Here is a 14,353-nt window from a genome sequence, read left to right as displayed (position 1 = left end):
CCCACCCGACCGCCTCTTTGCAGAGCGGTCTGCCGCCCCTCCCGCCCCCGCGGCGCGGAGCGACGCGGTTTCGCTTCGGCTCCGCGGCGCCTGTGAGGGTGACTGTCATGGGCGGCTGTGGGCGGGAACGCCCGCCGCGCAGCGGCGGACCCTCGCCCCGCCGCGCAGCGGCGGGGAGTCCGTAGACTGGCCGGGTGAGCGAGCACTTCCGGAACGACAGCCCCGACCCCGACGACCTCGACGGCGCGTTCGCCGACATCGTCGCCGCCGAGACCGACCGCGACCCCGACCTCGCGGTGATCGAGGCCGGCAGCCGCACCCTGCGCACCCGGTCGGGCCCCGTCGGCGACGACGTGCCCGCCCGCCCCGCGGACCCCGAGGTCGACAAGGCCCTGCGCGAGGTCGAGACGGAGCTCGCCGCCCGCTGGGGCGAGACCAAGCTGGAGCCGTCCGTCGACCGGATCGCCGCGCTCATGGACGTCCTCGGCGAGCCGCAGCGCGCCTACCCCTCGATCCACATCACCGGCACCAACGGCAAGACCTCCACCGCCCGCATGATCGAGGCGCTGCTCGGCGCGTTCGACCTGCGCACCGGCCGCTACACCTCCCCGCACGTGCAGTCCGTCACCGAGCGGATCAGCCTGGACGGCGTCCCGATCCCCGCCGAGCGCTTCGTGGAGACCTACCGGGACATCCAGCCGTATGTCGAGATGGTCGACGCGGCGCAGGAGTACCGGCTCTCGTTCTTCGAGGTGCTCACCGGCATGGCGTACGCCGCCTTCGCCGACGCCCCGGTGGACGTCGCCGTCGTCGAGGTCGGCATGGGCGGCACCTGGGACGCGACCAACGTCATCGACGGCTCGGTCGCGGTGATCACCCCGATCGACCTCGACCACACCGACCGGCTCGGCACGACGCCCGGCGAGATCGCGACCGAGAAGTCCGGCATCGTCAAGCAGGGCGCGACCGTCGTCCTCGCCCAGCAGCCGGTCGACGCGGCGCAGGTCGTCCTGAAGAAGGCCCTTGAGGTCGACGCGACCGTGGCCCGCGAGGGCATGGAGTTCGGCGTCGTCTCCCGCGAGGTCGCCGTCGGCGGCCAGCTGCTCACCCTGCGCGGGCTCGGCGGCGAGTACGAGGGCGTGTTCCTGCCGCTGCACGGCGCCTACCAGGCCCACAACGCGGCCGTCGCCCTCGCCGCCGTCGAGGCGTTCTTCGGGATCGGCGCCGACCACGCCCGGACGCTCGACCTCGACACCGTGCGCACCGCGTTCGCCGCGGTCGCCTCGCCCGGCCGGATGGAGGTCGTGCGCCGCTCGCCGACCGTCGTCCTGGACGCCGCGCACAACCCCGCGGGCGCGCGGGCGACGGCCGACGCGATCGGTGAGGCGTTCGGCTTCAGCAAGCTGATCGGCGTGGTCGGGGCCAGCGGCGACAAGAACGTCCGCGGCCTCCTGGAGGCGTTCGAGCCGATCCTCGCCGAGGTCGTCATCACCCGGAACTCCAGCTTCCGCGCGATGGACGTCGACGAGCTCGCCGCGATCGCGGTCGAGGTCTTCGGCGACGAGCGGGTCGTCGTCGAGCCGCGCCTGGACGACGCGCTGGAGGAGGCGATCACCCTGGCCGAGGAGGACGGCGAGTTCTCCGGCGGCGGGGTGCTCGTGACCGGTTCCGTCATCACGGTCGGCGAGGCCCGGCTGCTCCTGGGAAGGTCCTGACCCGATGCGCACGCTCTGCTCGTCCACGCTGATCGGCGAGTTCTTCGTCATCGGCTTCGCCGGCCTCGTCGCGATGAAGTCCGAGGACCTGTCCCAGGGCACGGTCTGGACCGTCTGCGGCATCGCGATGGCGCTGTGCGTCCTGCTCTGCGGGATGCTCGGCCGCCCCGGCGCGATCCAGCTCGGCTGGGTCCTGCAGGCCGGGCTCATCCTGAGCGGCTTCGTCGTGCCGGCCATGTTCATCCTCGGCATCGCCTTCGCCGCGCTGTGGTGGTGCTCGATCCACTACGGCCGCCAGATCGACGCCACGAAGGCCCGCTGGGCCGCGCAGGCCCAGGCCGCGGAGGGCGAGGCCCAGGCCGGCTGAGCCCGGCGGCGCCCTCGCGGCCGCTGCCGCACGACTCGGCGCCGTCGTCCGGTGTCCGCGGCCCGGCGTCGTCGTCCGGTGTGGTCCCGCCGCCGCGCACCGGCGCGGCTCGGGGCTCCGGGCGGGGCGGGGTGGTGCCGGACACGGGGCCGCGCGCGGGGGCGGAGGTGACTCCCTGTAGCCTCGGGCCACCGCAGCAGACCGTCTCCAAGGAGCCCCGCACATGACCCAGCGCACCCTCGTCCTGCTCAAGCCCGACACCGTACGCCGCGGTCTGGTCGGCGAGGTCATCGGGCGGATCGAGCGCAAGGCGGACTGGACGATCACCGCCCTCGAGCTGCGCACCCTGGACCTGGAGACGCTGGAGCAGCACTACGGCGAGCACCAGGGCAAGCCGTTCTACGAGCCGCTGGTCGCGTTCATGTCCTCGGGCCCGGTCGTCGCGCTCGTGGTCGAGGGCGAGCGGGTCATCGAGGGCGTCCGCGCGCTCGCCGGACCGACCGACCCGATCGCCGCCGCCCCCGGCAGCATCCGCGGCGACTTCGGCACCGTCACCCGGGAGAACCTGATCCACGCATCGGATTCCGAGGAGTCCGCCACGCGCGAACTGAAGATCTTCTTTCCCGGCCTGAGCTGATCGCGCGAACCCTCGCCCACAGGCCCCTCCGGGCCGCTGACCTGGGAGGCGATCAGAAAAAAGTGATCGCCTCCCGGCATGGAAGGCCGAGAACGGGGAAGCCGGAACGGCGACACGACGTCACCATTGCGGGTGGCGGGGCGGTGTTCTGTTGACAATGGCGAAGGACCCTCGCGCCGGGATACCGGATGCGTGACTACGATGGTCCGAAGACGCCTCCACTTCCCGCATCGCCGCCCTGAAAAGCCGTCAAAGCTCGACCCAGGAAGGCCCGACGCATCCTCATGGGGAAAACAATGTCGTTCATCGGCCGTGACATGGCTGTCGACCTCGGGACCGCCAACACGCTGGTGTACGTCAGGGGCCGGGGCATCGTCCTCAACGAGCCGTCCGTCGTCGCCATCAACACCAACACCGGCGGCATCCTCGCGGTGGGCTCCGAGGCGAAGAAGATGATCGGGCGCACCCCGGGCAACATCGTCGCCGTGCGCCCCCTGAAGGACGGCGTGATCGCCGACTTCGAGATCACCGAGCGGATGCTCCGCTACTTCATCCTCAAGATCCACAAGCGCCGCTACCTGGCCCGCCCGCGGGTCGTGGTCTGCGTGCCCAGCGGCATCACCGGCGTCGAGCGCCGCGCCGTGATCGAGGCCTCGACGCAGGCCGGCGCCCGCCAGGTGCACATCATCGAGGAGCCGATGGCCGCCGCGATCGGCTCGGGCCTCCCGGTCCACGAGGCGACCGGCAACATGGTCGTCGACATCGGCGGCGGCACCACCGAGGTCGCCGTGATCTCCCTCGGCGGCATCGTCACCGCCCAGTCCATCCGGGTCGCCGGCGACGAGCTGGACAACGCGATCATCCAGCACATCAAGAAGGAGTACAGCCTCCTCCTCGGTGAGCGGACCGCGGAGTCCATCAAGATCACCATCGGTTCCGCTTACGACCTCGACCAGGACGAGCACACCGAGATCCGCGGCCGCGACCTGGTCTCCGGGCTGCCCAAGACCGTCGTGATCTCGGCCGCCGAGGTCCGCAAGGCGATCGAGGAGCCGGTCAACGCGATCGTCGACGCGGTCAAGACCACCCTCGACAAGTGCCCGCCGGAGCTCTCCGGCGACGTCATGGACCGCGGCATCGTGCTCACCGGCGGCGGCGCGCTCCTGCGCGGCCTCGACGAGCGGCTGCGCCGCGAGACGGGCATGCCGATCCACATCGCGGAGAACCCGCTGGACTCCGTCGCCCTCGGCTCCGGCAAGTGCGTGGAGGAGTTCGAGGCGCTCCAGCAGGTCCTGGACGCCCAGCCGCGCAGATGACGCGAAGCGTCACCGAGCCGCCGTACGGAATCCTGCCTCCTTCCGTGCGGCGGCTCGCCACATGACCCGCCCCACAACCGAACACCTGCCCCTGTACCCCCATCCGACGCTTGAACTCCGAGGAAGGCACGGCCGCCGCACGTGAGGGACACACGAGAAAGCCGGCTGCTCCTGGTGCTGCTGGTAGCCATCGCGTTCGCACTGATCACGGTGGACATCCGGGGCGGGGAGGACTCGCCCGTCGACGGGACCCGGCAGGCCGCCGCCTCCTTCTTCGGGCCGGTCGAGGAGGGCATGGCGAGCGTCGTCGACCCGGTCGGCAACGCCATCGGCGCCGTCAAGGACTCCGGCGACCGCCACGACAAGCTGGCCGCGCTCCAGCAGGAGAACGCGGCCCTCAAGGCCGAGCTCGGCAGCGACGACCGCAACCGCAGCCGCATCCGCCAGCTCGACACCATGCTCCGCGGCGCCGCCGCCGGCCAGTACGGCATCAAGGGCGCCCAGGTCATCGCGATCGGCGCCGCCCAGGGCTTCTCCTGGACCGTCACCATCGACGCCGGCGCCAAGGACGGCATCAAGCGCGACATGACCGTCCTCAACGGCGAGGGCCTCGTCGGCCGCGTCACCACCGTCGGCGCCGGCACCGCGACCGTGCTGCTCGCCAGCGACCCCGACTTCACCGTCGGCACCCGCCTGGAGAAGACCGACGAGCTCGGCTTCGCCACCGGCCAGGGCGACCGCCCGCTGTCCGTCCAGCTCCTCAACGGCAAGGCCAAGGTGAGGGAAGGCGACCGGCTCGTCACCTTCGGCTCCCAGGGCGACAAGCCGTTCGTCCCCGGCGTCCCCGTCGGCCGGATCGTCCGCGTCGACCCCGCCGGCGGCGACCTCACCCGCACCGTCCTCGTCGAGCCCTACGTCGGCTTCAGCAAGCTCGACGTCGTCGGCGTCGTCGTCCAGGCGCCGCGCGAGGACCCCCGCGACATGGTGCTGCCGCAGAAGCCCGCCAAGCCCAGGCCCGCGCCGACGGTCACCGTCACCGCCACCCCCTCGCCGTCCGCCGCCGCCGGCACCGCCGGTGACGCCTCCCCGGCGCCGTCCGCCGCCGGCGCCACCCCCACTCCGTAAGCTCAGCAAGCGAAGTTAAGGAGGAGCCGGCATGCGCTTCAACCGGCTGCTGCTCTCGACCTCCCTGGTCGTCGTCGCCCTCGTCCTCCAGGTCTCCGTCCTCGCCCGGCTCCAGCTGCCGGGGGCCGTCCCCGACCTGCTGCTGCTCACCGTCCTCGGACTCGCCCTGGTCTACGGCCACGTCGGCGGGGCGCTCATCGGCTTCGGGGCCGGGCTGCTCGCCGACCTCGCCCCGCCCGCCGACCACGCCGCCGGGCGCTACGCGCTCGTCCTGTGCGTCATCGGCTACCTCGCCGGACTCGCCAAGCCGGAGAGCGGGCAGCCGCGCACGGCCGTGGGACCGATGGTCGTCGTGGCGTCCGCCGCCGTCGGCTCGACCCTGCTCTACGCGGGCGTCGGCGCGCTCGTCGGCGACACCGCCGCCCGCCACGTCGGGCTCGTCGGGCTCGTGTTCACCGCCGCCCTCTACGACCTGCTGCTCGCCCCGTTCGTCGTGCCCGGCGTGATGTGGCTCGCCAGACGCTCCGAGCACGACCCGCTCGCCGAACCCGCCGCCTCCCCGCGCGCCGCCGACGTCGCCACCGGCTGGATGACCGCCGGCGGCACCGGGCTGCGCGTCGGCGCCCCCCGCGGCGGCCTGCGCATGAAGGCCGCCAAGAACCGCGCCGCCCGCGCCGGCCGCATCAAGGGGGTCAAGCGACTGTGACCAACATCCCCGAGACCGGGCGCACGCCCAGGGTCCAGATCCGGCTGGTCGTCCTGCAGATCCTCGTCCTCTCCCTGCTGCTGACCCTGGGCGGCCGGCTCTGGTACCTCCAGATCCGCAACGGCCAGGAGTACGCGGCCGAGGCCAGCGGCAACCACGTCCAGCAGGTCGTCCAGCCCGCCGTCCGCGGCTCGATCCTCGACGCCCGCGGCGTCGCGCTCGCCGACAACGAGACCCGGCTCGTCGTCTCCGCCTCCCGCACCGACCTGATGAAGATGAAGGACGACGGCGTCGGCGTCCTCACCCGGCTCGCCGCCGTGCTCGGGATGAAGGCCGAGGACGTGCGGATGAAGGTCCGGCTCTGCAACGCCGAGACCCCGCAGCCCTGCTGGAACGGTTCTCCTTACCAGCCGATCCCCATCACCGACGAGGCCACCGCCAAGCAGGCCCTCCAGATCCGCGAGCGGGCCGAGGAGTTCCCCGGCATCACCGCCGAGCCCACCGCCGTCCGCCGCTACGCCGCCCCCGGCAAGGCCAACACCGCCCAGGTCCTCGGCTACCTCTCCCCGGTCACCGACGAGGAGATCACCAAGGCCCAGGACACCGACTCGCCGTTCCTGCGCTCCGACCAGATCGGCCGCTCCGGCCTCGAGCGCACCTACGACAAGCAGCTGCGCGGCAAGGCCGGCGTCACCCGCTACGAGGTCGACAAGCTCGGCCGGGTCATGGGCGAGTCGGAGTCCGACCCCACCCGCCCCGGCGCCAACGTCGTCACCTCCATCGACGCCCGCGTGCAGGCCGTCGCCGAGTACGAGCTCGACAAGGCGATGAAGACGGCCCGCAAGGAGATGGACCGCAACACCAACCGCCGCTACGAGGCCGACTCAGGCGCCGTCGTCGTCATGGAGGCCAAGACCGGCCGGATCGTCGCCATGGCGTCCAACCCGACCTACGACCCGAACGCCTGGGTCGGCGGGATCGACCCCAAGGAGTACAAGCGGATGACCGGGAAGTCCTCGAACTTCCCGCTCCTGAACCGGGCCATCCAGGGCCAGGCCGCCCCCGGCTCCATCTTCAAGGTCATCCCCACCGCCGCCGCCGTCAACGCCGGCTACGACTTCGACGCCAACTACCCCTGCCCCAGCTCGTACTCGATCGGCGGCCAGGTCTTCAAGAACTTCGAGTCCCAGGGGCACGGCTCCATCACCCTCGGCCGCGCGCTCGAGGTCTCCTGCGACACCGTCTACTACGCCCTGTCCCACAAGGAGTGGCAGAAGGACGGCGGGAACAGCCCGAAGAAGAACCCCAAGGACTGGTTCTACAAGACCGCCCGCCAGTTCGGCCTCGGCAAGGAGACCGGCATCGACCTCCCCAACGAGGTCCCCGGCCGCGTCCCCGACCGGCAGTGGAAGAAGGACTACTGGGCCGCCAACAAGGACGGCTGGTGCAAGCAGGGCGACCGCAACGGCGACTACGTCGAGAAGATCGCCTACGAGAACTGCCTCGAAGGCATGAAGATGCGCGCCGGTGACTCCGTCAACTACTCCATCGGCCAGGGCGACACCCTCGTCACCCCCATCCAGATGGCCGTCATCTACGGGGCGCTGTCCAACGGCGGCACCATGTACCACCCCACCGTCGGCAAGGCCGTCATCAGCGGCGACGGCCGCCGCACCGAGGAGATCAGCCCCAGGGCGGCCGGGAGGCTCCCCATGAACCAGGCCACCCGCAAGCTCATGGACGGCGCCCTCGCCGGCGTCGCCACCCGCGGCACCGCCGCCTGGCGCTTCGGCGGCTGGCCGCAGGACAAGATCCCCATGCACGCCAAGACCGGCACCGCCGAGGTCTACGGCAAGCAGACCACGTCCTGGTTCGCCACCTACACCCGCGACTACTCCGTCGTCATGACCATCGCCCAGGGCGGCACCGGCTCCGGCGCCTCCGGCCCGGCCGTCCGCAACATCTACAACGCGATGTACGGCCTGGACATGCAGGGCAAGCAGAACCTGAAGAAGGCCCTGCTGCCCAAGCCGCAGAAGGACCTCCCGAAGATCGAGCCCGACGGGTCCATCGACCCGCCGAAGATCAGCCCCTACAAGCCGCCGAAGGAGGCCCCGCCCGCCCAGACCCTCGCCGGCGGCGCCCCCGTCGCCCCCGGAAGGCGGGACTGACGCATGGCCGGAACGCACGGCTTCAACATCGGCCGCTACGGTCCCGAGCGCGGCACCTGGGCCAAGCTCTTCGCCCGCGACTCCGTCGTCCGCCGGCTCGACTGGCCCATACTGCTCTCCGCGATCGCCCTGTCCGTGCTCGGCACCGCGCTCGTGTGGTCCGCCACCCGCAACCGCACCGACCTCACCCACGGCGACCCGTACTACTTCCTGCTGCGGCACGCCCTCAACACCGGCATCGGCCTCGCCCTGATGGCCGGCACCGTCTGGCTCGGCCACCGCACCCTGCGCGGCGCGGTCCCGTTCCTCTACGGGCTGTCGGTGCTGCTGATCCTCGCCGTCCTCACCCCGCTCGGCACCACCATCAACGGGGCGCACGCCTGGATCGTCATCGGCGGCGGGTTCTCCCTCCAGCCCTCGGAGTTCGTGAAGATCACGATCATCCTCGGCATGGCGATGCTCCTCGCCGCCCGCGTCGACGCGGGCGACCGCGAGCACCCCGACCACCGCACCGTCCTCCAGGCGCTCGGCCTCGCGGTCCTGCCGATGGCCATCGTGATGCTCATGCCCGACCTCGGCTCGGTCATGGTCATGGCCGTCATCGTGCTCGGCGTGCTGCTGGCCTCCGGGGCGTCCAACCGCTGGATGTTCGGGCTGCTCAGCGCCGGCGTCGCCGGAGCGCTCCTGGTGTGGTGGCTCGGCGTCCTCGACGAGTACCAGATCAACCGCTTCGCCGCCTTCGCCAACCCCGAGCTCGACCCGGCCGGCGTCGGCTACAACACCAACCAGGCCCGTATCGCCATCGGCTCCGGCGGCCTGACCGGCACCGGCCTCACCAACGGCTCGCAGACCACCGGCCAGTTCGTCCCCGAGCAGCAGACCGACTTCGTCTTCACCGTCGCGGGGGAGGAGCTCGGCTTCGTCGGCGGGATCACCATCCTCCTCCTGCTCGGCGTCATCCTCTGGCGCGCCTGCCGCATCGCCCGCGACTCCACCGAGCTCTACGGGACGATCGTCGCGGCCGGGATCATCGCCTGGTTCGCGTTCCAGTCCTTCGAGAACATCGGCATGACCCTCGGGATCATGCCCGTCGCCGGCCTCCCGCTGCCGTTCGTCTCCTACGGCGGCTCCTCGATGTTCGCCGTCTGGATCGCGGTGGGCCTCCTGCAGTCGATCAAGGTGCAGCGGCCCCTGAAGGCCTGAGCACCCGCGATCGGGGTACCGAGGGACCGGGCGGACCACCGCCCGGTCCCTCCTCTTTCTTCTCCCGGCCCTCGATGACTAAGTTCGGAGCCATGGCGGACACCAAGCGCGAGATCGAGCGGAAGTACGCAGCCGACCCGGGCGCCACGCCCCCCGACCTGACCGGCGCCGCCGGGATCGCGGAGACCCGCGACCGCGGCACCGTCGAACTCGACGCCGTCTACCACGACACCCCCGACCTCCGGCTCGCCGCGGCGAAGATCACCCTGCGCCGCCGCACCGGCGACGACGAGGCCGGCTGGCACCTCAAGCTCCCCGTCGGCGACGGCGTCCGCGACGAGGTCCACGCCCCGCTCGCCGACACCGTCCCCGACGAGCTCGCCGGCCTCGTCCGCGCCCGGATCCGCGAGGCCGAACTGCGGCCCGTCGTGCGGATACTGTCCTCGCGGCGGCTGCACGAGCTGCTCGACGCGGAGGGTGCGGCGATCGCCGAGCTGAGCGTCGACGAGGTGCTCGCCACACGGCTGCACCCGGCGGACGGGGCGGGCGGCGCGGACGGAGCCGGCGGTTCCGGCGCGTCCGAAGGGTCCGAGGGGTCCGGCGGGTCGGACGGCTCCGAGGTCGAGGCCGGGAGCGCCGCCTGGACCGAGATCGAGGTCGAGCTCGCCGACGGCGTCGACCCCGCGGTGCTCGCGAAGCTCGACAAGAGGCTCCGCAAGGCCGGGCTGAGCGAGGCCCCCGCCGCCTCCAAGCTCGCCCGCGCCCTCACCGAGACCGGCGGCGGCCCCGCCCCCCACCCCGAGGCCCCGGCCGACGGCGACACCGCCGGCGCCCACGTCCTCGCCTACCTCCGCGCCCAGCGCGACGCGATCCTCACCCAGGACCCCGCCGTCCGCCAGGACCTCCCCGACGCCGTCCACCAGCTCCGGGTCGCCACCCGCCGGGCCCGCAGCGCGTTCAAGACCGCCCGCCGCTTCCTCGACCGCGAGGTCACCGACCCGATCGGCGACGAGCTGAAGTGGCTCGCCGGCGAACTCGGCGTCGACCGCGACCGGGAGGTGCTCACCGAGCGGCTCCGCGGCGCCCTCGACGACGTCGACGACACCCTCCTGCTCGGCCCGGCGAGCGCCCGGCTCACCGTCTGGTCCGCCGACCGCGCCACCGACGCCCGCGCCCGCACCCTCGCCGCGCTCGACAGCCCCCGCTACCTGGAGCTGCTCGACGCCCTCGACGCGCTCCTCACCGAGCCGCCGCTCACGCCCCGGGCCGCCAAACCCGCCGCGAAGCAGCTGCCCGGCGTCGTGCGGAAGGACTTCGACCGGCTCGCCGCCCGCGTCGAGGCCGCCCTCGCCCTCGACCCCGGACCCGAGCGGGACATCGCCCTCCACGAGGCCCGCAAGGCCGCCAAGCGGCTCCGCTACGCCGCCGAGGCCGCCCGCCCCGCGCTCGGCCGACCCGCCCAGCGGTTCGGCAAGGCCGTCAAGCGGGTGCAGAAGCTCCTCGGCGAGCACCAGGACAGCGTCGTCGCCCGCGACACCCTGCGCGAGATCGCGGTCGAGGCGCACGCGGCCGGCGAGAACGCGTTCGTCTGGGGCCTGCTGTACGGGCGCGAGCACGAGAGCGCGAGCGAGCAGGAACGCGCGCTGCCCGCGGTCTGGGCGGAGGCCTCCCGGGACGGGCTGCGCAGGGCGCTCGGCTCCTGAGCGTTCCGGCGGCGGGCTCGGCGGACCTCCGTGGCGGGTTAGGCTTGAGGGTCACCCCTGCCACTCCACGGAAGTGCTAGATGTCTGCCGAGTCCGTCTTCCCGCAGCTCGAAGCCCTGCTCCCGCATGTGCAGAAGCCGATCCAGTACGTCGGCGGTGAGCTCAACTCCACCGTCAAACCCTGGGAGAGCTGCGACGTCCGCTGGGCGCTCATGTACCCCGACGCGTACGAGGTCGGACTGCCCAACCAGGGCGTCATGATCCTGTACGAGGTGCTCAACGAGCGCGAGGGCGTCCTCGCCGAGCGCACGTACAGCGTGTGGCCGGACCTGGAAGCGCTCATGCGCGAGCACGGCGTGCCGCAGTTCACCGTCGACGCGCACCGCCCCGTCGGCGCGTTCGACCTGTTCGGGCTCAGCTTCTCCACCGAGCTCGGGTACACGAACATGCTCACCGCGCTCGACCTCGCGGGCATCCCGCTGGCCGCCGCGGACCGCACCGTCGACCACCCCATCGTGGTGGCCGGCGGGCACGCGGCGTTCAACCCGGAGCCGATCGCCGAGTTCATCGACTGCGCGGTCATCGGCGACGGCGAGCAGGCCGTCCTGGAGATCACCGACATCGTCCGCGCCTGGAAGGCGGAGGGCCGCCCGGGCGGCCGCGAGGAGGTCCTGCTCCGGCTTGCGAAGACCGGCGGCGTCTACGTCCCCGGCTTCTACGACGTCGAGTACCTGCCCGACGGCCGGATCTCCCGCGTCGTCCCCAACCGCTCCGGCGTGCCGTGGCGGGTCTCCAAGCACACCGTCATGGACCTCGACGAGTGGCCCTACCCCAAGCAGCCGCTGGTGCCGCTCGCCGAGACCGTCCACGAGCGGATGTCCGTGGAGATCTTCCGCGGCTGCACCCGCGGCTGCCGCTTCTGCCAGGCCGGCATGATCACGCGCCCCGTGCGGGAGCGAAGCATCACCGGCATCGGCGACATGGTGGAGAAGGGCCTCGCCGCGACCGGATTCGAGGAGGTCGGCCTGCTCTCGCTCTCCTCCGCCGACCACACCGAGATCGGCGACATCGCCAAGGGCCTCGCGGACCGGTACGAGGAGGACAAGATCGGCCTCTCCCTGCCGTCCACCCGCGTCGACGCCTTCAACATCGACCTCGCCAACGAGCTGACCCGCAACGGCCGCCGCTCGGGCCTCACCTTCGCCCCCGAGGGCGGCAGCGAGCGCATCCGCAAGGTCATCAACAAGATGGTCTCCGAGGACGACCTGATCCGGACCGTCTCCACCGCGTACGGCAACGGCTGGCGGCAGGTGAAGCTGTACTTCATGTGCGGTCTGCCCACCGAGACCGACGACGACGTCCTGCAGATCGCCGACATGGCCACCCGCGTCATCGCCGAGGGCCGCAAGGTCTCCGGGCAGAACGACATCCGCTGCACCGTCTCCATCGGCGGCTTCGTGCCCAAGCCGCACACGCCCTTCCAGTGGGCCCCGCAGCTCTCCGCCGAGGAGACCGACGCCCGGCTCACCAAGCTGCGCGACAAGATCCGCGGCGACAAGAAGTACGGCCGCTCCATCGGCTTCCGCTACCACGACGGCAAGCCCGGCATCGTCGAGGGCCTGCTCTCCCGCGGCGACCGCCGCACCGCGGCCGTCATCCGCGCGGTCTACGAGGGCGGCGGCCGCTTCGACGGCTGGCGCGAGTACTTCTCCTACGACCGCTGGATGGCGGCGGCGGCGAAGACCCTCCCCGACTTCGGCATCGACGTCGACTGGTACACCACCCGCGAGCGCACCTACGAGGAGGTCCTCCCCTGGGACCACCTCGACTCCGGCCTCGACAAGGACTGGCTCTGGGAGGACTGGCAGGACGCCCTCGACGAGACCGAGGTCGACGACTGCCGCTGGACCCCGTGCTTCGACTGCGGCGTGTGCCCGCAGATGGACACCTCCATCCAGATCGGCCCCACCGGCAAGAAGCTGCTGCCGCTGTCCGTGGTGAAGTAGCCCGGCAGCCGTCACCGCCGGTGACGCCCCCGGGGTGCGCGGGAGGCCCGCGTACCCTGGGTATCGACGAACGGCTTGGCGCGCGGGAGCGTGTCGGCCCGCACTGAGGAGAAGGAACACTGCCGAAGCGACAGCCCGAGGGACCGCCGCCCGCCCCGGCGGTGCAGCGGATCCGTCTGCGGTACACCAAGCGCGGACGCCTTCGGTTCACGAGCCACCGCGACTTCCAGCGCGCGTTCGAGCGGGCGCTGCGCCGGGCCGAGGTGCCGATGGCGTACTCGGCCGGGTTCACCCCGCACCCGAAGGTGAGTTACGCGAACGCGGCGCCGACGGGCACCGGCAGCGAGGCCGAGTACCTGGAGATCGCGCTCACCGCGCACCGGGACCCCGAGACGCTGCGCGGCCTGCTCGACGCGTCGATGCCGCAGGGCCTGGACATCGTGGACGCGGTGGAGGCCCGTACGTCGGGTCTCGCCGACCGGCTGACCGCCTCCGTGTGGGAGCTGCGGCTCGACGGCGTGGAGCCGGCGGACGCCGCGAAGGCCGTCGAGGCGTTCCTTGCCGCGCCGGTCGTGGAGGTCGAGCGCCGCGCGAAGAACGGCATGCGGACCTTCGACGCGCGGGGCGCCGTCGCCGCGCTGACCGTGGCCGATACCCCGGCCGATAGGCCGCGGCCGGGCCCCTGTGCGATACTGCGCCTGGTGGTACGGCACGCTTCACCCGCCGTCCGACCCGATGACGTCCTGTCCGGCCTTCGCGTGGTGGCCGACCTGACGCCGCCCGTCCCCGCTGCGGTGACCAGGCTGGCGCAGGGGCTCTTCGACGAGGAGACCGGAACGGTGACCGACCCGCTCGCGCCCGACCGCGAGGCGGACCCGAAGCCTTTTGAGGCCGCGGGAGCCGCCGCCGCGACGGAGCCGTCCGGGGCCGGTTCCGCCTAGGGCGGTCGTCGCCGCGCAGGCCAGGATCCTCGGCAGCCATCCGAACCCGGCCGCGCACCGACCCATCAGACTTTCGCCAGGCCGTGCGCACCGCGCACGGAACCGGCGGGCCGAAAACATACAGCTCCTGTGCGGCGCACGCGCCCCGGACGACGGCCCCGCGGATCCCGCGCGGGCCGGGACGGACCGGATCCAGGCGCGGCGCCCGGGGGCGTGACGGGAGAAACGCCCGCATGCTCGAAGCAACCGAGCCCAACGAGGGTTCCGACAACAACAAGAACGACGGGGTGTCCCCCAGCGACACGCTGCCCCCGCGCCGCCGTCGCCGCGCGGCGTCCCGGCCGGCCGGTCCCCCCGGGGGCGCGGCCGCCGCCGCGGCGCCCGCCGCCCCCGCCGCCCGGCCCGCCCCCCCGCGCGGCGGCGGCGGGCGCGCCCCCCCCCCGCGGCCGGGGGACTTCGTGGA

The 14,353-nt window shown here is 72.4% G+C and carries 12 protein-coding genes; all 12 read left to right on the top strand.

All coding sequences use genetic code 11. The annotated features are described in order from the left end of the window. Positions 1-194 precede the first annotated feature (194 nt). A complete protein-coding gene (locus ACFWEG_RS24235; RefSeq protein ID WP_387218857.1) occupies positions 195-1,715 on the top strand; it encodes a bifunctional folylpolyglutamate synthase/dihydrofolate synthase in 1,521 nt (506 codons plus the stop codon). A gap of 4 nt (positions 1,716-1,719) precedes the next feature. Beyond that, positions 1,720-2,082, top strand: a complete 363-nt coding sequence (locus ACFWEG_RS24230) for a DUF4233 domain-containing protein (RefSeq protein WP_387218854.1) — start codon at positions 1,720-1,722, stop codon at positions 2,080-2,082. Positions 2,083-2,305: 223 nt separating this feature from the next. Beyond that, the gene (ndk, locus tag ACFWEG_RS24225) at positions 2,306-2,719 is read left to right on the top strand and encodes a nucleoside-diphosphate kinase (protein ID WP_387218851.1); all 414 of its coding nucleotides are present in this window, start codon (positions 2,306-2,308) and stop codon (positions 2,717-2,719) included. A 296-nt stretch (positions 2,720-3,015) separates the two neighbouring features. Beyond that, positions 3,016-4,035 (top strand): rod shape-determining protein, encoded by a 1,020-nt coding sequence (locus ACFWEG_RS24220; protein ID WP_387218849.1) that lies wholly within the window; start codon positions 3,016-3,018, stop codon positions 4,033-4,035. Between the two features lie 141 nt (positions 4,036-4,176). Then, a complete protein-coding gene (mreC, locus tag ACFWEG_RS24215; protein WP_387218847.1) occupies positions 4,177-5,160 on the top strand; it encodes a rod shape-determining protein MreC in 984 nt (327 codons plus the stop codon). Positions 5,161-5,191: 31 nt separating this feature from the next. Next, positions 5,192-5,866, top strand: coding sequence for a rod shape-determining protein MreD (gene mreD, locus ACFWEG_RS24210; RefSeq protein ID WP_387218844.1), 675 nt, complete (start codon positions 5,192-5,194; stop codon positions 5,864-5,866). Further along, positions 5,863-8,037 carry a penicillin-binding protein 2 gene (mrdA, locus tag ACFWEG_RS24205; RefSeq protein WP_387218842.1) on the top strand — a complete coding sequence of 725 codons (2,175 nt, stop codon included), beginning with the start codon at positions 5,863-5,865 and terminating at the stop codon, positions 8,035-8,037. Before mreD ends, mrdA begins: the two co-directional genes overlap by 4 nt. A 3-nt stretch (positions 8,038-8,040) precedes the next feature. Further along, positions 8,041-9,240 carry a rod shape-determining protein RodA gene (rodA, locus tag ACFWEG_RS24200; protein ID WP_387218839.1) on the top strand — a complete coding sequence of 400 codons (1,200 nt, stop codon included), beginning with the start codon at positions 8,041-8,043 and terminating at the stop codon, positions 9,238-9,240. Positions 9,241-9,332: 92 nt separating this feature from the next. Further along, complete coding sequence (locus ACFWEG_RS24195; RefSeq protein ID WP_387218836.1) at positions 9,333-10,943, top strand: CHAD domain-containing protein; 1,611 nt, start codon at positions 9,333-9,335, stop codon at positions 10,941-10,943. An 80-nt stretch (positions 10,944-11,023) separates the two neighbouring features. After that, the gene (locus ACFWEG_RS24190; RefSeq protein ID WP_387218833.1) at positions 11,024-12,949 is read left to right on the top strand and encodes a TIGR03960 family B12-binding radical SAM protein; all 1,926 of its coding nucleotides are present in this window, start codon (positions 11,024-11,026) and stop codon (positions 12,947-12,949) included. Positions 12,950-13,110: 161 nt separating this feature from the next. Beyond that, complete coding sequence (locus ACFWEG_RS24185; RefSeq protein ID WP_387218830.1) at positions 13,111-13,890, top strand: TIGR03936 family radical SAM-associated protein; 780 nt, start codon at positions 13,111-13,113, stop codon at positions 13,888-13,890. Between the two features lie 233 nt (positions 13,891-14,123). Then, positions 14,124-14,353 (top strand): hypothetical protein (locus ACFWEG_RS24180; protein WP_387218827.1); only part of this gene is annotated, 230 nt, incomplete at its 3' end.

Origin of the sequence: Streptomyces sp. NPDC060194, from assembly GCF_042728285.1 — a bacterium.
Lineage (GTDB): Bacteria > Actinomycetota > Actinomycetes > Streptomycetales > Streptomycetaceae > Streptomyces.
The sequence above is the reverse complement of the archived record's forward strand: the minus strand, read 5'-3'. Positions and strand labels throughout refer to the sequence as shown.

Bases quoted from the DNA above. Each gene is read 5' to 3' on its own strand.
- ACFWEG_RS24195 (WP_387218836.1), top strand. From the start codon at position 9,333: ATGGCGGACACCAAGCGCGAGATCGAGCGGAAGTACGCAGCCGACCCG.
- ACFWEG_RS24230 (WP_387218854.1), top strand. From the start codon at position 1,720: ATGCGCACGCTCTGCTCGTCCACGCTGATCGGCGAGTTCTTCGTCATC.
- mreD (WP_387218844.1), top strand. From the start codon at position 5,192: ATGCGCTTCAACCGGCTGCTGCTCTCGACCTCCCTGGTCGTCGTCGCC.
- rodA (WP_387218839.1), top strand. From the start codon at position 8,041: ATGGCCGGAACGCACGGCTTCAACATCGGCCGCTACGGTCCCGAGCGC.
- ACFWEG_RS24190 (WP_387218833.1), top strand. From the start codon at position 11,024: ATGTCTGCCGAGTCCGTCTTCCCGCAGCTCGAAGCCCTGCTCCCGCAT.
- ACFWEG_RS24220 (WP_387218849.1), top strand. From the start codon at position 3,016: ATGTCGTTCATCGGCCGTGACATGGCTGTCGACCTCGGGACCGCCAAC.
- ndk (WP_387218851.1), top strand. From the start codon at position 2,306: ATGACCCAGCGCACCCTCGTCCTGCTCAAGCCCGACACCGTACGCCGC.